This window comes from Pseudarthrobacter sp. SL88 (assembly GCF_026672455.1).
Taxonomy (GTDB): domain Bacteria; phylum Actinomycetota; class Actinomycetes; order Actinomycetales; family Micrococcaceae; genus Arthrobacter.
Map to the genome: position 1 here is coordinate 178,842 of NZ_JAPPRD010000001.1, position 20,236 is coordinate 199,077.

Sequence of the window (20,236 nt, forward strand, 5' to 3'; positions counted from 1 at the left end):
ATTTGGAAGCAGGAAGCATGAGAACAGCAATTACCGGCGGTGCCGGATTCATCGGGAGCCACCTTGTGGAGCACCTCCTGGCAGCGGGGGACGAGGTAATTGTCCTGGATGACCTGTCCACCGGCCGGCTTGAGAACCTCAAGGGCGTCATCGGGCACCGCAAGTTCCGTTTCATCGAAGGCAGCATCCTTGACCGGGCTGCCGTCGACAAAGCCGTGGCGGGGGCGGACCGGGTGTTCCACCTGGCCGCCGCGGTAGGCGTCAACCTGATCGTTGACCACCCGTTGGAAAGCCTGCGCACCAACATCCACGGCACGGAAGTGGTCCTGGACTCCGTCCTTGAAGCCGGAGCCAGCCTCCTGCTGGCATCCACCAGCGAGATCTACGGCAAGAACACCTCGGACAGCCTTTCCGAGGAATCGGACCGGATCCTGGGCTCCGCCCTGAAATCGCGCTGGACGTACGCGGCGGCCAAGGGCATCGACGAAGCCTTCGCCCATGCTTACTGGCGGCAGTTCGGGCTGCGGGTGGCGATCGTCCGGCTCTTCAATACCGTTGGTCCACGACAGACGGGACGCTACGGAATGGTGGTGCCGCGCCTGGTACGCCAGGCGCTCGCGGGCGAACCTTTGACGGTATACGGGGACGGGCACCAGACACGCTGCTTCTCCTATGTGGGCGACATCGTGCCCGCCATTACGCGGATCTCGGAGGACGAGCGCGCGTACGGTAACGCCTACAACCTGGGTGGCAACCACGAAATCTCCATCCTCGCCCTCGCGGAGCGGATCGTGGAACTTGTGGGAAGCGACAGCCCCATCACCCTGGTGCCCTACGAGCAGGCCTACTCCGAAGGGTACGAGGACATGCGCCGGCGGGTACCGGACAACACCAAGGCCTTTGGCCTGGTGGGCTTCGACCCGAAGACCACGGTGGACCAGATCATCACCAACGTCGCCGCGGACAACCGGACGGCGAACACGGTGGACGCTTCACGGTGGAAGGTTATTCTCGCCTCCTGATGGCCTGAAGTCCGGTTATCCGGTAGTCCAGTGGCCGGGCAGGGATTAATTTCCCGGCCCGGCCATTGGGCTGCAAATTTCCGGAAATGCGGTAAATGTCCGGAAAGCTATGAATTGGCTGTCAAAGTGCGCATTTCCCTCGCCTATGCCACCGGATATCAGGAAAATAAAAGTGGCAAGGCATACGAAGGAGCTTGGGTTGAAAAGAGCGGCAGCGCTGAATTATCGGCTTGTACCAGGGGGATCGCGCACGTGCCGAATTCGGCACAACAAGCGGCTCCGGTGGGGCCTCACCGCCGCCCTGTCCTCGGTGGCGCTCATCGCCGCGGGTTGTTCCTCACCGCCTGCCCCTCCGGACGGAGGAAGTTCCTCCGGAGAGGGCGGTTATCCGTGGCACACCAACATCGTGGCCACCACCTTTTGGGTGGGCGAACTTTTCGATCCCAGCGCTGACGACGGCAGCCAGGTCATGTCCACCTACGACTCCGGCTGGATGCGGAACTACGGCGGCTGCGACGGGGTGATGAAATCAGGTGCCTGTGAGACCGAGCAGCGGACCGAAGCCAACCGCTTCATGCCCACCGGCATGACACCCAAGGAAAACCCCTTCTATCTCGACCTGCCCTACGACGACGTCAACGACAGCAAAGCGTTCGCGGAACGGGCCAGTGTCATTCCCTGGGCCAGGGATTCTGTATATGCGGGCCGTGAGCAGGACAAATCATTCAGTTACATGAAGAACCAATGGGTGCGGATCCGCAAGGGAAACCAGGAATGCTACGGCCAGATCCAGGATGCAGGTCCCGGCCAGTACCACGACAAGGAATATGTCTTTGGATCCAATGATGCCCGCCCTGCCAATAAAGAATTCAACGGGGCCGGCATGGACGTTTCTCCGGCGCTGAACGCGTGCCTGGGTTTTGAAGACATTAACGGCGAATCGGACACCGTGGACTGGCAATTCGTGACACGCGACCAGGTGCCGGATGGGCCATGGCTCGACATTGTCACCACCAGCCAGGTCCGCTGACCCGGCAGCTCCAGGCAGCCCGCCGGCGGCGTTAGCGCAACCGGCCCTCAAAACCTCTGGCGAGGACCCTGGCGAACTCGCCGGGCTCCTGCTGGACTCCGCTGCACACGTGGCTCGCCTGGCCATCGGCAGCGGCTGCTGCGCATTCCCGGTCCCGGTTGAGCGACCACATCGACACCCTCTGGATGCCCTTTTGGACGGCGAAGGAATTCAGGCCGCTGGCAGCGTCCAGCCCAAAGACTTCGTCCGGCAGGTCATTGACGCCGATCATCGGAGTCAGCCCCATTTTGGACCAGATTTCCTGGCTGCTGAGGTTGGTCCCCACCCGTTGGTAGCTGATGCTCAGCTGGTCGTGGGTGGAGTCGGCGGCCGCCACCGCCGCGTCCAGCATGCTCTGCGAGGGACCGCGGCTGGACCCGTAGTTCATGGTCATGATGTTGACGCCGGCAAGGTCGACTCCGGCGGCCAGCATCTGGTCCACCACGGCAATGCCGTCGTCGGTCAACCCGCGGGGTGACGCCGGGAGCGTGAGCCACACATCCAGTCCGCCGCCCCACCCGTCCTTTTCCTTTTGGAGGGCTGCTACCGCCTCTGCCCGCCGTTCGCCGGCCGGACCGTTAAGCAGCGCATCCCCCTCAATGTCGAAATCGATGGTGGAGGGGGAATAGCGCTCCACGACTGAACGGTAGGCCGCCTGCAATTGGGCAGGATCCTGGCACGCGACGGCAAGCTCCGTGTTGACCGAGCCGCCAAACGAAACGGCAATGGCGCCACCACTGGATTTAAGGGCGGAGATCCGTTGCTCAAGGTTGAGCGCGTCCCTGGCAGCATCGAGGCTGTAGGCGTTGCCCCAGCTGGGAGCGCACGGCTGCGAGGAGTCTGCGACGACGAAGGCCAGGGTGACGTTCCGGCTCTCCGGCAGGCCGGGCCCGGCCAGGTCGTAGGGCGGGTCAACCGTCACATCTGCGTAACCCGAAAACCACGGTTGCTGTGCCATGCCCGCCTCCGCAATGAAACGCCATAGGAATAAGCCGCCAACCAGCGCCAGTGTTACTGCTGCGGCGACCACCGCGAGGCGCGTGCTGGAGCGCCGGTTTCCCGAAGGCAGGTGCAGCCGTCCCGCCCGTGATGGTGCCGGGGACGCGGCAGCCCTGATGACCTGGCCGGTGCCCGGTTTGGCTGCCACATGTCCCCCGTGTTGGTCGGAATTCCTGTCCACTCTCCTGAACCACCATTTGACCATAGGCGCCTTGTTTTCATGCCAGGATTGCCTGCAGGACGGGCCGCAATCGCCGGACAGGCAGCGCCGAGTAGTGGCTGCGCGCGGGTACGTGGTGCGAAAGCCAAATACGGGTACTGCCTACTCGTGTCCGGGGACAACGGCCCTCCATAGGCTGAGGCTGTGAACGACTGAAACCGGTCGGTGGAGAAACGGGTCTCACCATGGAAATCTCGGCAATAAAGGGCGTTGCCCTCCGATGGCGGCGTGCCGCCGCGGGCAGGTCCGCGCCGTGACCGGCGCACATCCCGGTTCCGGGAGCGCCGGCCGCGGGAATGACAGGCTGGCGTCAATGCAGGCCCGTGCTTCGCGCAGGAGGGTGGGCCTCCTCGCCGTGTCCTGGATTGCAGTCCTTGCCGTACTGACTGGCGGTGCGTCGCTCATGACGGCCAAAGGCGGGGACAGCAGCGGCGTTGCGGCGGGCCCGCAGACTTCCGATGCGCCCACCGCCGGCGCCGCGCCGCTGCTGTCAGTTTCCCTGACGTTCGACGGCGGCCGGTCCAGCCAGCGGGAGGCGGCCCGCATCCTGGCGGACCACCAGTTGCGCGCCACCTTCTTCGTCAACTCAGGCTTCATTGGCGCAGCCGACTTCCTCAACCAGGAGGACCTGCACCGCTTGGCCGAACAGCACCACGAAATTGGCGGCTACACGGTCACCCTGGCGGACCTCACTGCCGTCGAACCCGGCGAAGCGCAACGGCAGGTGTGCAGTGACCGGGCGACGCTCAGCGAATGGGGTTTCAAGGTGACCAGCTTCGCCTACCCGTTCGGCGCGTCGTCCCCCACCGCCGAGGAGATCGTGTCCGGCTGTGGCTACAACAGCGCCAGGGGGCAGGACCTGATCCGCAGCCCGTACTCCTGCGAATCCTGCGCCCCTGCCGAGACCGTACGCCCGGAGGATCCGTTCAACACCCGTGCCACCGCCGAGGTGGGCCGTGATTGGACTCTGCAGGGGCTGCAGCAGACCGTGGAGCAGGCCGAGGCGGCAGGCGGCTGGCTGCAGCTGGCCTTCTACGACATCGATGACTCCGGAAGTCCGCTCTCGATCACCCCGGCCCTGTTCGAACAGTTCGCCGCATGGCTGGATGCGCGGACAGCGAAGGGCACCATGGGGGTGCGGACCGTCCACGAGGTCATCGGGAAGGTGGCCAAGCCTGTGGTTCCGGGAGCGGATGCACCTCCTGCCGGGCCGGGCGTCAACGCCCTGCGGAATCCCGGGCTGGAAACACCGGGGAAGTACGGCCTGCCGGAATGCTGGCAGGTGGCAGGCTACGGAGAGAACTCGTCCGAATTGGCAACCCTGGTTCCCGGCTTCCGGGACGGAACGTCCCGGCGACTGGACGTCACGGCCTACAAATCCGGCGACGTGAAGCTCCTCCCTGCCCTGGACCTGGGCGCCTGCGCACCGAGCGTCATCCCAGGCCACGCCTACTCGCTCCGCGCCTGGTACCAGTCCAATGCGCCGACGCAATTCGCTGTCTACTACCGCAATGCCATGGGTGATTGGCAGTTCTGGACAGCCAGCCCGTACTTCCCCGCCAGGACCACGTACGGGCAGGCGGTCTGGGAGACACCGCCTGTTCCCGACGGGGCGGAAGCCATCAGCTTCGGGCTCAACCTTTTCAGCGACGGCCAGCTGGCCACCGATGACTACGAAATGTACGACACCGTGGGCGCGCCGCCTCCTGCCCAGTGAGCCCCCTGCCCCGGGGCCTCCCCAAGATGAATCGAGTGGTACGCCATGAAGACTGTTGGTAACGAGCCCGTGGAAGAGCTCCCTCCGCGCGAGGGTGCCCGGCGGGGACTGCTCCGCCGGGCAAAATCCTTGGTGACAGTGACGGCCGCCCTGGCCCTGGCCGTCGCCGGTCTGGCGATGAGCCCGCCTGCTGCCCACGCTGCCGCGCCCACGGTGGTCAGCCTGACGTTCGACGACGGCCACGCGGACCAGATGTCCGCAGCCCAGACCATGGACTCGCTGGAACTGAAGGGCACCTTCTACGTGACCTCCGGCGTCGTGAATACCCCGAACTACTTCACGCTCGCGCAGGTCCAGGCACTGGCGGCTGCGGGGCATGAAATCGGCGGCCATACCGTGACCCACCCCGACCTCACTACCCTGCCCAGCGACGAAGCCACGCGGCAGGTCTGCAACGACCGCGTCAACCTCAGCAACTGGGGATTCCGGGTGACCAGCTTCGCCCACCCCTTCGCATCGGCCAACGCCAGCACCGAAGCAATCGTCAGGAACTGCGGCTACAACAGTGCCCGGGGACTCGGTGACATCCGGACCAGGTTCAGTTGCGGCACCTGCGCGGTAGGTGAGTCGATGCCGCCAGCGGACCCGTACTATACGAAGGCGCCCGACCAGGTGGAAAACACCTGGACCTTGGCCGACCTCCAGCGAAGCGTTACGCAGGCCGAAAACGGGGCCGGGGGATGGGTGCAACTCACCTTCCACCACATCGCCAACAACCCTTCCGACCCCATCACCACTTCGCCAACGGTCTTCTACCAGTTCGCCACCTGGCTGAAGACCCGTCCCACCACCACTACCGTCAAGACGGTGGACCAGGTCATCGGCGGGACGCTCAAGCCACTGGTTTCCGGGCCGGCCGTTCCGCCGCCCGGCACGGGCAACCTGGTCAAGAATCCCGGCTTTGAAACGCTCACCAACGGCGCTCCCCAGTGCTGGCAGCAAGGCGGATACGGAACCAATACCCCCACGTTCAGCACCGTCAACCAAGGGCGGACCGGCAGGGGAGCCCAAGTGGTCATGCGGAGCTACGCCAACGGTGACGCCAAATGGCTGCCATCCCTCGACCTCGGCGGATGCTCACCCGCGGGAACGGCCGGGCACAGCTACAACCTGGGCATGTGGTACAAATCCACGGTCCCAACGCAATTCGCCCTGTACTACCGCAGCGGAATAGGCTCCTGGACCTATTGGACCTCAAGCCCCTGGTTTGCAGCGGCGTCAACGTTCCAGAAGGCGGCCTGGACCACCCCCGCGCTTCCCGCCGGGGCCAGCGGCATCAGCTTCGGCCTGAACATCTTCAGCAACGGCACGCTCGTCACCGATGACGCCGAGATGTTCGACGCCGCCGCAACACCACCGCCGCCCCCGCCCGCGGCGGGCGCGAACCTCGTGCAGAACGCCGGGCTGGAAACTGCGGGCACGGGTACTCTCCCGCAGTGCTGGCAGACGGCGGGCTTCGGGACCAACACCCCCACCTACGCCACGCTCGCCACCGGCGCGCACTCCGGTGCGAAGGCCGTCCGGCTGGTGATGAGCAACTACTCAAACGGGGACAGCAAGCTGCTCCCGTCCCTGGACACCGGTTCCTGCGCCCCACCTGCCATCGCCGGCAAGACCTACTCGCTGCGGGCCTGGTACACCTCCACTGCCACCACCCAGTTCGCGGTCTATTACCGCAACTCCGCAGGGGCATGGGTGTACTGGACCTCGAGCCCCTGGCTCGCGCCAACCGCCACCTTCACGCAGGCAAGCTTCACCACGCCGGCCCTGCCGGCGGGGGCCACCGCCATCAGCTTCGGCCTGAGTCTCTTCAGCAACGGCACCCTCGTCACGGATGACTACGCCATGTACGACACTGTGGGGGCTCCGGCGCTGTGATTGCTGTTTCCATCATCCTGGTCCTCGGTGTCAGCACCATCTTCTGGACCCTCGTGGGGCTGGCGCGCTTCGCGGGGGAGAACTCGTGGCTGCTGGAGGAGTGGCCACGCCGGTACCGCACCTGGCGGTCAGCCCGGGCAGGGTTGCCTGCCGTCGCGGCCCGGCCACGGAGGGGCCGCCACAGGGATCCGGGCGTCCGCATCCTGCCGTCCCATGTTGCCGTACTGGTGGCCGCCCACAACGAGGCGCTGGTGATCAATGAGACTATCCGCGCTGCGTCCAGGCTGGTACCGCGCCGCAACATCCACGTGGTTTCCGACATGTCCACGGATAACACAGCACAGCTGGCACGCGCCGCCGGGGTCAAAGTGCTGGAGCTTGACCCCAACCGGGGCAAGGCCGGTGCCTTGGCCGCCGGGATCGTGCACTTCGACCTTTGCCGGCGGTTCAAGGTGGTGATGCTCCTCGATGCCGATACCCGTCCCACCGAGGACTACCTTCGGACCGGCCTGCCGCTGTTTTCGGATCCAACGGTGGTGGCCGTGGCGGGCAGGGCAAAATCCATCATGGATCCGCCATCGCCCACCGCCATGGGACGGTTCCTGGTGGCGTACCGGGAGCGACTGTACATCGTGGTGCAGCTCCTGCTGAAGTACGGGCAGGCGGCTCGCGGCGCGAATGTGGTGTCCATCGTTCCGGGGTTCGCCAGCATGTACCGGACCAGTGCGCTGCAGGAGATCGACGTCGTCGCTCCCGGCCTGGTCATCGAGGACTTCAACATGACGTTCGAGATCCACGCCAGGAAGCTGGGCAGGATCGCGTTCCACCCGTCCGCTGCAGTGGCCTACACCCAGGACCCGGACCGGCTGCAGGACTATATGAAGCAGGTCCGCCGGTGGATTCTGGGATTCTGGCAGACGGTCCGGCGCCACCGGAAGCAGACCGGCCGGTTCTGGCTGGTCCTGGCAACTTACATCTTCGAGCTGCTGATGAGCTGCATCTTCTTCGTGCTGCTGCTGCCCGTGTTCCTGGTCTCCACGTTTGCCGCGATCCAGGTGGCAGCCTTCGGCAACGACTGGGACGTGGTGGTCTTCCTGTCCGGCCTGCTGCGGCCACAGGATGTGCTGATCGGTGTCCTGCTGCCGGACTTCCTGTTGACCATCCTTGCAGCGGTTTCCCTCCGCAAACCGGGGATACTGCTGATGGCGCCATTGTTCCCGCTGATGCGGATCCTGGATGCCTTCCTGTGCCTCCAGGTACTCCCGAAGGCGTTCTCCTCGGCGTCGACCGGCACCTGGGTCAGCCCCGCCCGCAGGGTGCAGGGGAAGGAACTGACCCCGGTGACGGCCGGGAACGTAGCCTCCTGAAAGCTGTCAGGAGGCTACGTCGCGCGGCACTGCAGGAGATGATCCCGTCAGTTGCTGACTCCGGAGGTGGTCTCGACGGTCAGCCACGGACCGGCCGGAACGTTGGCACGGTCAATGAAGCGCCACGAGACCCGGTCGCTGCTGCCGTCCGGTTCGGCAAAGCCAAGGCAGCCGTTCAGGGCGGGGGAGACGTCCATGCCGGCGCCCTGGGTAGCGTCGGCGGAGAAGCTCTGGTTGACGGGGCGCGCGTCGCCGGACCCGAAGACGTAGGCGGAGTCGTGGTATTCGGAGCCGCTGGAGGGGCCGGCATCCTCGATCTGTCCGTAGCAGGTGCTGCCGTTCGGGCCCGTGATTTGGACCCACCGGTTCTTCATATAGCTGTAGCCCTGGTCCGCGCAGTGGTCCACCCCCGCGGCGGCGTTGTCCGCGGCGGCCCAGGGAATGACCCGGCAACGCTCCTGGAAGGCGACGCCGTCGTTCAGGTCGTCGTAGGGCAGGTCCAGGTAGAACGGGTTCTGCAGCGGCCTGGGCTGGTTGAGCGGGAAGTATCCGTTGCTGGCAACGCGCCGTTCGGTGTCGCATTTGAAATCGGCGCCGGAACCGGAGCTCACTCCGTCACACCCGCCGTAGTAGCTGCCGGGACACCCGGCAGCGCCGGCGTCAACGGTGCCGAGCTTTACACCGGTGTGCTGGTACGCCCACTGGCTGTTGTAGGTGGAGCAGACCTGCGAACCGTCCGAGAGGCTGGCGTTGAAGATCTCGCCAACCCAGAACGTGGTGCTGACGATGTTGCTGTGCAGGGGGTACGCGCTGCTGCCGCTCCCGGTGGCTGCCGCCGGAACAATGGCCGGAGCGGGCGCCGGAGCCGGTGCTGCGGGGGCCGGGGCCTGGGTGGCCGGAGCGGGAGCGGCGGCCGCAGGGGAGGTTTCCGCTGCGGGAACCGGCGTGCTGCTTGGCGTGGGAGCGGGCGTTTGCTTGGGCTGTGCCTTGTCCTTGGCCGGCGACTCGGAGGGGCGCTGTCCGGCTGCGGATGTGGTGGCGGACGACTGCGTGGCCGAAACCGTGAACAGTCCGCCGATGGCCAGTAGCAGCACTGCTGCAAGAGCTGTAATCAGGTGTTTCATGGGGGTTCATATCTGTTGGGTGCATGGACTCCGAGACCATGGCGACCCGCCGCGGGCGCGCAAAAGTAACGCGCAGCGGCAAAGCTGCACGTCGTTTTTCTATCGCCCGGGATGGTGGATCGCGGTGGGGGCAGCTACATCAATCGGCGGCACGTCAACTCCCCAGCCGCAGGCGCCGGGACCTGCCCACGCCACCCAACCTTACACAGGCAGGGTCCAGCGCCCGAATCGGGGATACCCGGTCCGGGGCCCGAAAATCCAAGTAGTACACACTCAATCCCTGCCTGAACCGGCCCGATACCGTGTGAGCATCTCGACAACGGTCCTACCGCGGCCACCAGGAAATGCGCCCGGTGGCCTTCACCTAAGACAGGACCATGGACAACGCGGCAGGCAACCACCCTTCTCAGGGAATCATCCGGGCAGCGGAGCTGCATGACATTGTTGTCGCCCTGTCAGGGCCGGAACCGGCGGGTGTGCTGATCTCCGGCGCCGGCGGTTCGGGCATGACAACCCTGCTGGACGCCGCAGCCTCCGTCCTGGAAGGCACCTTCTCTGTAGTTGCGCGCACAGCGGCCAGTTCCTTCGCCGATGTTCCGTTCAGCATTGCCATGGCGCTGGTTCCGGACCTGCCCGCGAAATCGAATGCATCCCCCAGGTTCCTGGTGCAGGCCTCGCGCCAGGCGTTGCGCAGCGCCGGGCCGCCGGGCACGCCCGTGCTGCTCGCCCTGGACAACATAGATTTCCTCGACGACCTGTCGCTCTGGCTCCTCAACAGGGTGGTGTCCGAACCGGACATCCGGCTGCTGGCAACGCACCGTTCCGACCGGCCGCTGCGCATGGAACTGATGGAGTCGGTGGTGGCCAGGCAGTTGTCCGTGGTCAACCTTTCCGAGCTTGGACCGGAACGGATGCGGGACTTCCTGGCGTCCCGCCTCCAGGGCCGGCCGTCCGAAGGCCTGGTCCGGGACATCCAGGCGGACTCCGCAGGCAACATGCTGGCCGCGAGGCTCCTCCTGGATGCGGCGGTGGCCGGCGGTGGTGTTGCCTGTTCCGGTGGTGAATGGTCGATGACCCGCGACGCACGCGGGAGCACCCAGATCCAGGAGCTCGTGACGCGCCGGCTGGCCACGTATCCGCACCAGCAGCGGCAGCTGATAGATTTCCTGGCCGTCGGCGAGCCCCTGTCCGTCGGCGTCGCCGAAGCGCTGGCAGGCAGCGTAGCGCTGGCGGAGCTCCGGTCTGCGGGAGCCGTCCGGATCCAGGACGCCGGACTGCCGGATCCCGCTGCCGCCACCGCAACTCTCAACCATGTCCTCGAAGCCGGTGTTGCCCTGCAGCAGTTGGCGCCGGACCGGCAGCGTGAACTGCGGCTTGCCCTCCGCGGCCAGATGTCCCACGGCGATGCCGGTTCGCTGTGGGACCTGTTCCGCCGCGTAGCCCTGGAGCAGGTAAGCGGCTTGCCCACGCCGGACGCCGACCTGTTGGCCGTCGCCGTCGCCGCCAACGACCTGCATGACAGCCACCGGGCCCGGCAGGCCGCCGCAGGGGTGACGGCGCCGGAACTCAGGCTCCCGGCCGGCGTCGAACATGCGAGGGCCCTGTACCTCATGGGGGACATTTACGCCAGCGTCCAGCTGCTCAGGCGGTTGCTGGCATCCTCGGACGGGTCGGACAACAGGGAGTTCCTGCGGGCGGTCTGGTTGCTGCTGCGGGCGCTGTATCCCACGTCCCCGGACCCCAACGTTTTGCATGCCCTCGTGAACGATGCACGACGGCGGGTGGAGGCCGCCGTCGACGCCGAACCCTTTGGCGGGCAGGAGGCCCGGGACGAACTGGACGTCCTGCAGTTGTACCTTGACGCCCAGTCCGGAACCTGGCCACGCGCCGGGGATGCGCTGTACCAGCGGCTTAGCCGGCAGCACACCATCGGTACCGCTCTGGGCGGCGATCACCGGGATGCCCGTGAGACCGGTGGCCCGCCTCCGCTGCCGACAACCGAGGCGGGTGTGCTGCTCATGGCCCTGGTCTCGCAAGGGCTGGCCGTTGGCGGCCGGTTTGCCGAGGCGGTGGAGCTGTCCACCGCGGCCCTGGAATCCTTGGAACACCTGCCCCGGTGCACTGTGGACTTCCATGCCGTGGTGCTGATCATTCACGGCTCCAACCTGATCTGGCGGGGCCAGTGGGGTGGCAGGGAAATGGTGTGCTCGGGGGCGCCGCGGCAGACTGTGGGCCGGCTCAGCTATTTTGAGGGGCCGGCGCACCTGTACCGGGCCTTCGTCCTGGCCCGGCAGGGCAGCCTCGACCTGGCATGTGAGCATTTCCGGCAAGCAAAAGTGCGTTTCGATGAAGCAGACCCGGAAGGGCTGTTGCCGGTCACGCTGGGTGGACTTGCCGCGGCCGCGTGGCTGCTGGGAGACGTGGGGCAGGTCCGCCGCGCCCTGGCAGCCTACGACGCGAGACGGCAGTCAGGCAGCTATCTGGCTGCCCGGCTGGCGGACAGCTACTCTTCGGCGGCCCGTTCGGTGGTGAGCGGAGCAGGCTCGTCCAACCGCAGGCTGTTGCAGTTGGCGGATACCGCCGGCAAACGGGGACACCGCGCCCTGGAGAACCTGAACCTGGGACTTGCGGCACGGACGGGAGCGCGCGGAGTGAGGTCCCACGAGGTGGGGGTGGCGGACCTCATCTGGACCGTGACGCCGGCAATGCTGGGGGAGTTGCAGGACGACGTGCCGGCGTTCCGTCCGGAGGTAGCATTCCCCGGGGACGACGATCCTGACCAGGAGGATGTCCTGGGGACCGGGGACATGCCGGCGTCAGGGGCCACAGCTGCAAGGCCCGCCGCTGCCCTCCCTGACCTCGGCAAGCTGTCCAACAGGGAGAGGGAAGTTGCCGGGCTGATAGCTTCCGGGCTGAGCAGCGCAGAAGCGGCGGTCCGCCTGGGGATCTCCGTGAATACAGTCAACGCCCACCTGCAGCGGACCTACGGAAAACTCGGGGTTTCGAGCCGGCAGGAACTTTCCGAGGTGTGGAACCACGGAGGGGATTTCCCGGAGTAGCCCGGCCCGCCAGGAGGGTTGCACCAACCTACTGCCCGCAAAGGGGCCCGGCCGGTGAAGACTGCAATGCAGCTCTCCGGCCGGGCCCTGGTGGTGCCGGGCATCCCCGCTACAGCGGCAGGGACGTCATGAGTACCGAAATCGACACGAGGCCAAGGACGCACCAGACAAAGGCCAACTGCCACATCTTGGCCTGGCCCTTCCGGTGGCTTCCATGCCACACCCGCTCCATTTCCTGAGCATCCATGCAGCAATTCTGATGGCCCCGGCGCTGCCCTGAAAGCGTGCCCACCACCCCTCTGCGGGGTGGGGGCACTCCAATCACCCAGGTGCTACCTACGCATCCGGGGCGCGCGGAAGGCGGTCCGTGAGCTGCCTCCAGAGGTGCCCGGTCTTTGTGGGTGCGGGGCGCGGATAACCTGTGGGTATGAAGAACCTGGACCTGAACCTGCTGCCCCCTTTGCAGGTCCTGCTGGAGCTGAAGAACATCTCCCGGGCGGCGGAACGGCTCCAGCTCAGCCAGCCGGCCACCAGCGCGGCGATGGCGAGGCTCCGGCGGCATTTCGACGACGAACTCCTCGTCCGCAACGGCCGTACCTATGATCTAACCCCTTTTGCGCAATCCTTGGTCCCACTGGTTGACGAAGCCCTGCTGCACGTCCGGCGGGCCACCCGGGTGAGGTCAGGTTTCGACCCCGGCACCAGCGAGCGGGAATTTATCATCGCCGCCTCGGACTATGCCGCGGCGCTGATTGTTGGTCCCTTGCGGGGAATCCTCCGTGATGAGGCTCCCGGAGTGTCAGTGGACTTCATGCCCACCTCCAAATCCGGGATCCAGGGCCAGATGGCCGACTACTCGAAGATCGACCTTCTGGTGGGGCCCACCGGATACCACATGCAGGGTGCCAGCAGACAGCTTTTCCGGGACAGCTTTGTGATGGTCGCGGACGCCGGGAGTCCCCTGCTTCAGCAGCCCCGGCTCACACCGGCAGACCTGATCACGGTGCCGCACGCCGTCGGGTATTTCGGCGAGGGCGTCAGCACCCCGGCGGACAAGCTCTTCGAGTCACTGGGCCTGCAGCGGCGGGTAGCGGCCGTTGTGGCCGGGTTCCTGTCCCTGCCGCTGCTGGTGGAGGGGACGGACCTTGTGGCGCTGGTCCCGCGGATGCTGGCCGCGCGCGCCGGGCGCGGCGCCAACATCGTGGTCCTGGAATTCGCAGAGGGGACCGAAGCGTCCCTGGTGGAGGCCATGTACTGGCATCCGTCCCAGACGGAGGACCCGGCAAGCGTCTGGCTGCGTTCGGTGGTCCAGCGTTCATGTAGCCGGCTGCAGGAACTCTTCCCCGTCGAGGCTCACGCAGTCGTGATTGAATCCGCCACCGGGCAGCAGTAACTGCCGTCATGAGCCTCCTCAACGGCACTTGCGGCTACCTGCAGTGGTTTATCAGGTAGCCGGAACCGGAGCGGCAACCCGGTTGCGCGGACGGGTCCGGGCGGGAACCCGGGTCACCGCTTCGCGGCGCTCGCCTACGGTGTTTTCAATGCTGCCGATGCCTTCGACGGTCATGCGCACTACGTCGCCGGTTTGCAGAGGTGGGGGAGTCTGGGATCCGTTGCGGCCCCAGAGTTCGGCGAGGCAGCCGCTGCCGCAGGTTCCGGAGCCCAGTACGTCACCGGGCTTCACCACGGAGTCCTGGGAAGCGTACGCCACCAGTTCGGCGAACGGCCAGCCCATGTTGGAGAGCAGGTCCTGGCCGATCTGTTTGCCGTTGACTTCCACGGCCATGGCGACCGGCAGGAACCCTTCGCCGTCGTGCCGGTCCTCGAACTCGTCCGCGGTGACGATCCACGGTCCCAGGGTGTTGGCGAAATCCTTGCCCTTGCAGGGCCCCAGGCTGACCTTCATCTCCCGACGCTGCAAATCGCGGGCGGACCAGTCGTTGAGGATCGTGTACCCGAAGATGTGCCGGTGCGCCTCCTCGGCGGTCAGGTTGCGCCCGTCGCTGCCGGGAACGCGTCCGACGACGGCTGCCACCTCGGTCTCAAAGTCCAGGTCCGTACAGCCCGCCGGGATCCCAATCACCTCGCCGGTGCCGGTCACGGTGTGCGGGTTGGTGAAGTAGAACGTGGGCGCCTCGAACCATTCGGGTACCACGCCGGCGACGCCGTCGATGCTCTTCCGGACCCCCTCAACATGCTCCTCGAAGGCCACGAAGTCGCGGATGGTGGCCGGCGCCAGCGGAGCTAGTAGCTGCACGTCCTCCAGCGGAACCGCCGGGCCGGAGCCTATAGTCCGCCGGGCAATGTCCAGCGTCTCCTCCAATCCGGCGTCCAGCAGGGTTTGCACGTCCTGGGCCGCCGGCAGGGCGTGGCAGGCGCCGTCATCGACAAAGCCGGACTGCGTTCCGCCGTCGTGATTCCATCGGGCGATCTTGACCATGAATGTGTTCCTTAGGCTGTGCGGCTGGCGGTGCGGGCGGACGCTGGCACGATACCGAGGGCTGCGGCGTTCCCGGCAAGGATCTTGGCATCGTCTGTGGAGTGAAGCTGTGCCTGGGTTACCTCGGTGACTGGCTGGTCTGAGCCCATGTCGAACGGGTAGTCGGAGCCGAGCAGCACCTGGCCCGGGCCGGCGGCGGCCACGAGGGCCGCCAGTTCGGCCGGGCTGTGCACCAGGGAATCGAAGTAGAACTTCTTCACGTAGGACGACGGCGGTTCGGCGCACCCGTGTGCCTCGGGCCGGACCCGCCAGGCGCGGTCGGATCGGCCGAGGGTGGTGGGCAGGTACCCGCCGCCGTGTGCGGCCAGAATCTTGAGGTCCGGATGGCGGTCCAGGACGCCGGAGAAGATCAGATGGGACAGGGCCACGGCGTTTTCGGCGGGCTGGGAGACCGTGTTGGCGAGGTAGAAGCGGTCCAGCCGCTCATCCAGGGAGCAGCCGAACGGGTGTAGGAACACCAGGGCGCCCAGATCCTCCGCCCGGGACCAGAACGGTTCCAGCCGCGGGTCACTCAGCTCAACGGTGGTGCGGTCGCCACCGGGGGTGGCGGCGAAAGAACCGATTTCCACGCCCAGCAGCCCGCATGCCAGGACCGCGTGTTCCAGGGCTTCCACACACAGGTCAGGGTGCTGCAGCGGAACCAGGCCCAGGCCATTGAGCCGGTCCGGGGCGCGGTCCACGAAGTCCCGCACGGCCTGGTTGGCGGAACGGGCCAGCTGGAGCGCGAGTTCCCCGCCGGCGAAGTAGTAGAAGTGTGAAGGCGACGGCGAGACCAGCTGCACATCGACACCCTGGGCATCCATGTCGGCAAGCCGGCGGTCCAGGTCCGTCAGTTGCGGCCAGCGGTCCTTGATCATCTTGCCCGACACGGCCATGGACTCCTGGCCGTTGCGCCGCACTTCCAGGGCCTGCTGGGCGCCGAAACCCTCGGGATCAGCCTCGGCCACCAGCTGCTGCAGGGCCGGAAGCAGGACGTGGGCGTGGACGTCCACAGTGGGGGATTGAACTGAATCGGTGCTCATGCGGGTTCCTTCAGCATCGTGGACAGCGAGTTCATCAGGCCTGGCACGTTGGCGTCGCGGACGCCGTCGAGCATCCACTGGCCCAGCTGGACGGAGGCGGTGACTACTGCCTTGGCCCGGTCCAGCCGGCGGTCGGTGAATTCCTTCCAGAGCGTCTCGGTGATCTCGTCGGCCTGGATCAGCAGTTCAGCGAGGACAGCGGCGTCCTCAAGTGCCATGGCGGCGCCCTGCGCCACCGTGGGCGGGCAGCTGTGTGCGGCGTCGCCGATGATAACGGTACGGCCGCGGTTCCACGGCCCGTCCACCAGGTGGGTGGTGAACCACGTGTAGTTGATGCGGGCGCTGTGGTCCAGGTTGGCGCGGATTTCCTTCCACGGGCCGCCGTAGGCTGCGGCGAGTTCGGCCATGATGCGGGGGCCGTCGCCATGCTTGCGCTCCTGCGCCTTTTCCACCAGGTAGGCGTAGATGGTGTCAGGGCCCGTGGGGCAGTAGCCGGCGATGAAGCAGGGGCCGCCATAGGTGAGGTCGGTGCGGACCACTTCTTCGGGCCGCTCGACGAAAGCGCGCCAGATGCCCATGCCGGTGGGCCTGGGTTCGACATCGATGCCGATCGCCCGGCGAACAGCGGAGTGCAGGCCGTCGGCGCCGATCAGGATGTCGTAGCTGGCGGCGGTGCCATCGGCCGTGCGTACGGTGACAGACCCGCCGTCGTCCGCTATCTCCGTGACGCTCTTGCCGTAACTGATGCGTGCGCCCGCCTGCTCGGCGCGCTCGCGGAGGATGGCGGTGAGATCCGGCCGGTACATGCCCAGGGTAGCCGGAAGATCCTCGCCGCCTGTCCGGATGTCCTCCAGAACCGCAATCACCGTCCCGGCGGGATCCGGAGCGCGGAGGCCAAGATTGCTGAAGGAATACCCCTTGGCTTCCACCTGGTCCCAGACGCACAGCTGGCGAAGGATCCGCAGGGCGTTGCCCTGCAGGGTGATTCCTGATCCCAGAACCTGCGGCTCGCTGGCCTTCTCCAGGATTTCGACGTCGACGCCGGCCTCGGCGAGGAGGATGGCAGCAGCCAGGCCCGCGGCTCCGGCTCCGGCTATTCCCACTGTCTGTACTGCTGCCATCGTTGACTCCTTTGTTGGGACGGCGTTTATTGCATTGTGTGCCCGGTTCCGGAACGCGGGCTGACTACCTGACGGCGATCGGGTTGACCGGTGATCCCACTGCACCCGTGATGGGAAGCGGGGCCGCGGTCAACATGAAGTCGTACCTGCCGTCCAGGGCGCAGGCTTCCGCCAGGGCATCCGGATCCCACATTTCGCCCAGGAACAGGCCCAGGTTGGGGATGGCGATCTGGTGGAGCGGCTGGAAAGCACCCTCGAACTCGTTCGGCCGGACCTCGAAACCCCACGTATCCGTTGCGATACCCGCGATCTCGGATTCGTGGAGCCACGAAGCCGTGGTGAAGGACAAGCCCGGAGCGGAGCCACCTGCGTAGTCGCCCCATCCGTCGCGGCGTACACGGCTGTACTGGCCGGTGCGGATGATCACGATGTCCCCGCGCCGTACCTGCGAACTGGCACCCTGCGCCTGGATGGTTTGCTCGAGGTGTTCCGGCGTGATGGCAAAGCCGTCCGGCAATTCCCCACCGGTCCCCAGAACGCGCCCTACATCCAGCAGCACGCCACGGGTGACAACCTTTGCTGCCGCGGTCTCGATACCGGTGACCAAATCTCCCTCGGAGGTGACAACGTCGCCCGCTGCCCTTCCGTTCCAGGCCTTGCCGCGATCGAAGATGTGCCCCAGCCCGTCCCACTGCGTGGAACATTGGAGGGGCATGGCAATCACGTCATCTGCCCCGCCAAAACCATGAGGGAAACCCTGGTTTCCGCGTTCGGCGTCAACCCCGGTGTCCGTCATGGTGTGCACCGGGTTGGTGCGGCGCCGCCAGCCCTTTTGCGGCCCGTTGGTGTCGAACGGCTGCGAAAGGGAGAAAGCCTCGCCGGAGGTAACCAGCGCCGCTGCCTCGATCCGCTTTCCGGCATCAATGAAGTTCAGTGTCCCCAGCACGTCCCCTTCACCCCAACGGCCCCAGTTGTTGTACTGCTCCGCCGCGGCCGTAATGCTGGCCAAAGGATCGTTGCGCTGGATCACCGGCACCTCCACCTGGTTGGACGTCACTTTTCGTCCTGGCAGTGGATAAGCTGTGTTCCCAGGCCGCTGATGGTGCCTTCCATGACGTCACCGTCCTGGAGGAAGCGGCCCCAGTGCTGGCCGTTGCCGGCCGGGCTTCCGGTCAGGACCAGATCGCCCGGACGCAGCGGCATGATCTGGGAAGCTTCGCTGACCAGCTTGGCCACGCCAAAGATCATGTCCTGGGTGGACTCGTCCTGCATGGCCTTGCCGTTGAGTTTCAGGGTCACCTGGACATTCTGCGGATCGCCGAAGAACTTGGCGGGAACCAGCAACGGACCGGTGGGCAGGAAGCCCCGTGCGTTTTTGGCACGGTACCAGTCCGAACCAATGGCCGGCATGTCCTTGCGGAACACGAATTCCCGCGTGGTGATGTCGTTGACCATGGTGTAGCCGAAAACGTACTCCAGGGCTTCCTCGGGGGTGACCCGGAAAGCCTCTTTGCCGATCACGGCCGCCAGTTCCAGTTCCCAATCGTCGGATTTGCTGTAGGACGGCAGGGTGAGGGGGTCCGTGGCGGACGCGATCGCCGTCGGGAGTCCGATGAAGAAGTACGGCGTTCCCTGGCCAGCGCGCTTATCCATCATCGCGGCGGTCTTGGCCCTGACTTCCTCCGCATCCTGCCCGGCATCGCGGTGTGCCACCGCAAGATCAACGACGTGCTTGCGGTAGTTGGCGCCGGTCTGCAGGACCTGCGCCGGTTCAACGGGCGCAAGAATTTCGACGGCGGCGCGGTCCAGGCCGCTGTCCGCGCCGGCCGAGGCCGCCAGGGTGTCCAGTTCTGCTTCCATGCTGTCCCAGTGCTGGATCAGGGAATTGATGTCAGAGTCCAGCGGCAGGACGCGTTCTCCCACCAGGAGGCCTGCGCGGGCCTTGTCCGTGCCGGCTTCCTGGAAGCGGACCAGGGAGTATGCTGCCTCAGTCATCAGCCGCGGCCCTGCTGGGCGTAGGGGTTGAGCAGGGCTTCCTTCATTTCAGGAGAAGCGCCTTCTTCAGTGGCCGTGAAACCTTCAGCCGGCGGGAAGGACTCGGTCATGGAGTGCGGCATGGCACCGTTCTTGTAGAAGTTGTTGGAGCCCTCGGACGGCTTCCAGGTGTTGGCTTCCCAATCCGGCACGTAGTTGCGGTAGCCGCCGGAGTTGAGCTCAACGCGCATGCCGGACGGATCACGGAAGTAGAGGAAGTTCTGTTCGCCAACGCCGTGGATGGAGGGGCCGTATTCCATGGGGGTGCCGTTTTCCATCATGACGTCCGCGGTGCGGAGCAGGTCCTCGGTGGCGTCCACCCAGAAAGCGATGTGGTTGACGCGGCCGGCTCGCTTGGAGGTGTCCATGACGACGCCGAGGTCGTGGGACTTCTCGTTGGTGGTCAAAACGGAGAAGACCGTGATGGGAGCTTCGTCCAGGTCCACGAACGCCATGACGCGGAATCCCAGGGCCTCGTTGTACCACTTGGCGAATCCGCGGACATCCGAGCACGCCACCGTGACGTGGTCCAGGAAGCGGGGAGCGGCGGCGTGGCTGCTGCGGCGTTCGGGGCGGTCCGGGTAGGTGGATTCGAAGCCGGGCTCAGCCACGAACTTTTCTACCTCATAGAAGAGGCGCATGTGGTGACCGTAGGGGCCGGTGAATTCGTAGGCCTTGCCGAAGCCGTGGCCGCCGGCAGTCCAGGTGCCCTGAACACCGCTGGCTTCAACGCGGGCCGCAGCGGCTTCAAGTGCCTGCTGCGAATTGGTGCGCCAAGCCATGCGGCCAAGGGTGGCCTCGGGGCCTTCGGTGATGACCAGGCTGTAACGGTAGTAGTCGCCCCAGCAGCGCAGGTAGACGTTGCCATCCACCCGGTCGATGATGCGCATTCCGAACTTTTCCTCGTAGAACTTGGCTGAGGCGTCGACGTCGGGGGTGGTGATCTCAAGGTGGGCGAGATGGGAGAGGGGAGTTTCCACGCTGAATTCCTTCTGTGTACTGGCTGCTATCGGTTTGCTGCAGGTCCTGTAACCACTGTGAGCC

16 protein-coding genes are annotated in these 20,236 nt (G+C 65.9%); 7 read left to right on the forward strand and 9 right to left on the reverse strand.

What is annotated here, in order from left to right:
• The first annotated feature begins 17 nt into the window (after positions 1-17).
• Positions 18-1,022, forward strand: a complete 1,005-nt coding sequence (locus OVA06_RS00740; protein ID WP_056081198.1) for a dTDP-glucose 4,6-dehydratase — start codon at positions 18-20, stop codon at positions 1,020-1,022.
• Between the two features lie 406 nt (positions 1,023-1,428).
• The gene (locus OVA06_RS00745) at positions 1,429-2,052 is read left to right on the forward strand and encodes a hypothetical protein (protein WP_268155580.1); all 624 of its coding nucleotides are present in this window, start codon (positions 1,429-1,431) and stop codon (positions 2,050-2,052) included.
• Between the two features lie 31 nt (positions 2,053-2,083).
• Here the strand turns inward: OVA06_RS00745 and OVA06_RS00750 are convergent, their stop codons facing one another.
• The gene (locus tag OVA06_RS00750; RefSeq protein WP_268155582.1) at positions 2,084-3,049 is read right to left on the reverse strand and encodes a chitinase; all 966 of its coding nucleotides are present in this window, start codon (positions 3,047-3,049) and stop codon (positions 2,084-2,086) included.
• A 514-nt stretch (positions 3,050-3,563) separates the two neighbouring features.
• On the opposite strand from OVA06_RS00750, the gene OVA06_RS00755 reads away from it, so the two are divergent.
• Genes OVA06_RS00755 through OVA06_RS00765 form a run of 3 tightly spaced genes read left to right on the forward strand, consistent with a single transcriptional unit; the run spans position 3,564 to position 8,332 of the window.
• Positions 3,564-5,027: a polysaccharide deacetylase family protein gene (locus tag OVA06_RS00755; RefSeq protein ID WP_268155584.1), complete on the forward strand. Its 1,464-nt coding sequence runs from the start codon at positions 3,564-3,566 to the stop codon at positions 5,025-5,027.
• Positions 5,028-5,072: 45 nt separating this feature from the next.
• Positions 5,073-6,965 carry a polysaccharide deacetylase family protein gene (locus OVA06_RS00760; RefSeq protein ID WP_268155586.1) on the forward strand — a complete coding sequence of 631 codons (1,893 nt, stop codon included), beginning with the start codon at positions 5,073-5,075 and terminating at the stop codon, positions 6,963-6,965.
• Positions 6,962-8,332 (forward strand): glycosyltransferase family 2 protein, encoded by a 1,371-nt coding sequence (locus OVA06_RS00765; RefSeq protein WP_268155588.1) that lies wholly within the window; start codon positions 6,962-6,964, stop codon positions 8,330-8,332. Before OVA06_RS00760 ends, OVA06_RS00765 begins: the two co-directional genes overlap by 4 nt.
• Before the next feature lie 47 nt (positions 8,333-8,379).
• Here OVA06_RS00765 and OVA06_RS00770 read toward each other — a convergent pair whose 3' ends face one another.
• Complete coding sequence (locus tag OVA06_RS00770) at positions 8,380-9,456, reverse strand: hypothetical protein (RefSeq protein WP_268155591.1); 1,077 nt, start codon at positions 9,454-9,456, stop codon at positions 8,380-8,382.
• 377 nt (positions 9,457-9,833) lie between these two features.
• Between OVA06_RS00770 and OVA06_RS00775 the strand changes: the two genes are divergently transcribed.
• Positions 9,834-12,515: a helix-turn-helix transcriptional regulator gene (locus OVA06_RS00775; protein ID WP_268155593.1), complete on the forward strand. Its 2,682-nt coding sequence runs from the start codon at positions 9,834-9,836 to the stop codon at positions 12,513-12,515.
• A 109-nt stretch (positions 12,516-12,624) separates the two neighbouring features.
• Here OVA06_RS00775 and OVA06_RS00780 read toward each other — a convergent pair whose 3' ends face one another.
• Positions 12,625-12,762: a hypothetical protein gene (locus OVA06_RS00780; protein WP_156368405.1), complete on the reverse strand. Its 138-nt coding sequence runs from the start codon at positions 12,760-12,762 to the stop codon at positions 12,625-12,627.
• Between the two features lie 180 nt (positions 12,763-12,942).
• Here OVA06_RS00780 and OVA06_RS00785 point away from each other — a divergent pair, with 180 nt between their 5' ends.
• Complete coding sequence (locus OVA06_RS00785; protein WP_268155595.1) at positions 12,943-13,908, forward strand: LysR family transcriptional regulator; 966 nt, start codon at positions 12,943-12,945, stop codon at positions 13,906-13,908.
• A 51-nt stretch (positions 13,909-13,959) separates the two neighbouring features.
• On the opposite strand, the gene OVA06_RS00790 is transcribed toward OVA06_RS00785, so the two are convergent.
• The 6 genes from OVA06_RS00790 to OVA06_RS00815 form a co-directional block, all read right to left on the reverse strand.
• The gene (locus OVA06_RS00790) at positions 13,960-14,955 is read right to left on the reverse strand and encodes a fumarylacetoacetate hydrolase family protein (protein WP_268155597.1); all 996 of its coding nucleotides are present in this window, start codon (positions 14,953-14,955) and stop codon (positions 13,960-13,962) included.
• An 11-nt stretch (positions 14,956-14,966) separates the two neighbouring features.
• Positions 14,967-16,037, reverse strand: a complete 1,071-nt coding sequence (locus OVA06_RS00795; RefSeq protein ID WP_268155600.1) for an amidohydrolase family protein — start codon at positions 16,035-16,037, stop codon at positions 14,967-14,969.
• Positions 16,034-17,158, reverse strand: coding sequence for an FAD-dependent monooxygenase (locus OVA06_RS00800; protein ID WP_268155601.1), 1,125 nt, complete (start codon positions 17,156-17,158; stop codon positions 16,034-16,036). Before OVA06_RS00800 ends, OVA06_RS00795 begins: the two co-directional genes overlap by 4 nt.
• Positions 17,159-17,222: 64 nt before the next feature.
• The gene (locus tag OVA06_RS00805) at positions 17,223-18,215 is read right to left on the reverse strand and encodes a cyclase family protein (protein ID WP_235501524.1); all 993 of its coding nucleotides are present in this window, start codon (positions 18,213-18,215) and stop codon (positions 17,223-17,225) included.
• Positions 18,212-19,153: a fumarylacetoacetate hydrolase family protein gene (locus tag OVA06_RS00810; protein WP_268155605.1), complete on the reverse strand. Its 942-nt coding sequence runs from the start codon at positions 19,151-19,153 to the stop codon at positions 18,212-18,214. The genes OVA06_RS00805 and OVA06_RS00810 overlap by 4 nt, the downstream gene beginning before the upstream one ends.
• Positions 19,153-20,172, reverse strand: a complete 1,020-nt coding sequence (locus tag OVA06_RS00815; RefSeq protein WP_268155607.1) for a VOC family protein — start codon at positions 20,170-20,172, stop codon at positions 19,153-19,155. Before OVA06_RS00815 ends, OVA06_RS00810 begins: the two co-directional genes overlap by 1 nt.
• Positions 20,173-20,236 lie beyond the last annotated feature (64 nt).

Coding starts and splice junctions, on each gene's coding strand:
- OVA06_RS00795 (WP_268155600.1), bottom strand. CDS start 16,037: ATGAGCACCGATTCAGTTCAATCCCCCACTGTGGACGTCCACGCCCAC.
- OVA06_RS00740 (WP_056081198.1), top strand. CDS start 18: ATGAGAACAGCAATTACCGGCGGTGCCGGATTCATCGGGAGCCACCTT.
- OVA06_RS00770 (WP_268155591.1), bottom strand. CDS start 9,456: ATGAAACACCTGATTACAGCTCTTGCAGCAGTGCTGCTACTGGCCATC.
- OVA06_RS00810 (WP_268155605.1), bottom strand. CDS start 19,153: ATGACTGAGGCAGCATACTCCCTGGTCCGCTTCCAGGAAGCCGGCACG.
- OVA06_RS00780 (WP_156368405.1), bottom strand. CDS start 12,762: ATGGATGCTCAGGAAATGGAGCGGGTGTGGCATGGAAGCCACCGGAAG.
- OVA06_RS00760 (WP_268155586.1), top strand. CDS start 5,073: ATGAAGACTGTTGGTAACGAGCCCGTGGAAGAGCTCCCTCCGCGCGAG.
- OVA06_RS00750 (WP_268155582.1), bottom strand. CDS start 3,049: ATGGCACAGCAACCGTGGTTTTCGGGTTACGCAGATGTGACGGTTGAC.
- OVA06_RS00800 (WP_268155601.1), bottom strand. CDS start 17,158: ATGGCAGCAGTACAGACAGTGGGAATAGCCGGAGCCGGAGCCGCGGGC.
- OVA06_RS00790 (WP_268155597.1), bottom strand. CDS start 14,955: ATGGTCAAGATCGCCCGATGGAATCACGACGGCGGAACGCAGTCCGGC.
- OVA06_RS00785 (WP_268155595.1), top strand. CDS start 12,943: ATGAAGAACCTGGACCTGAACCTGCTGCCCCCTTTGCAGGTCCTGCTG.
- OVA06_RS00775 (WP_268155593.1), top strand. CDS start 9,834: ATGGACAACGCGGCAGGCAACCACCCTTCTCAGGGAATCATCCGGGCA.